Annotated in this window: 1 protein-coding gene and 1 pseudogene; both read left to right on the forward strand. The window is 65.7% G+C overall.

Going from position 1 to position 756, the window contains the following annotated elements; genetic code table 11:
• Nucleotides 1-3 precede the first annotated feature (3 nt).
• Complete coding sequence (locus BKH20_RS14170; protein WP_256693119.1) at nt 4-87, forward strand: Imm5 family immunity protein; 84 nt, start codon at nt 4-6, stop codon at nt 85-87.
• 67 nt (nt 88-154) lie between these two features.
• A pseudogene (locus tag BKH20_RS14885) lies at nt 155-756 on the forward strand (hypothetical protein); the annotation flags it as partial.

Below are 756 nucleotides of genomic sequence, written 5' to 3' on the forward strand. Positions count from 1 at the left end.
AAGATTCACAAAACCGATGTGCCCGCTCGTCGGGCCTTCTGGCTGTGGTACCTCGACGAGGCCATCCCAGCAGTCCTGGCCAGCTGAGCACTGAAAGGGAGTGCTCACGCGAGCCGCCCGGCCAGCTGGCACCTGACTGACCAACCCACCAACGGTGGGGGTCGAGTCCTTCCGACTCGACCCCCACCGCCTCACACTCACACACGCAACGGCTGCGGCTGCCTCGACGTGGACGAACATCGCCACCAAGCTGAGCTCGTGCACCAGCGACCTGGACACGGTGTGTTCCAGTCGCCTGGCCGGTCAGGAGTCCTTGGCGGTGGCGACCTTCAAGACCCTGCAGGCCGGCTCCGCCTCCCACCTGCGCATGACCGGAGGGGTGGCCGGCGCGATCTCGAGTGGGCTGACGGTGGCCTCGATGATCGTGCGCATGGTGCACGACATGGTCCGCGACGCGATCTCGGACGTCATCGGCAAGCTGCTGTCAAAGGCGAGCATCACGGTCCTCACCGCAGGTGTGGCCGCCCCCTGGGCGGTGTCCTCGATCGCCACCGACGTGTCCTCCTGGGCCACCCGCCTGGCCAAAGAAGTCACCGACGTGGTGACCTCCGCCAAGAACCTCAAAGGCCTGCTCAGCAAAGCCAACCGCCTGCTCGACGACGTAGGTCAGAAGTTTGCCGGTATGGTGGCCATGGCTCTGGGGTATGGCTCCAAGCACGCCGACGACGCAGCCAATGCCGCCAAGGGGGCTAAGCA

Origin of the sequence: Actinomyces oris, assembly GCF_001937445.1 — a bacterium.
GTDB lineage: Bacteria > Actinomycetota > Actinomycetes > Actinomycetales > Actinomycetaceae > Actinomyces > Actinomyces acetigenes.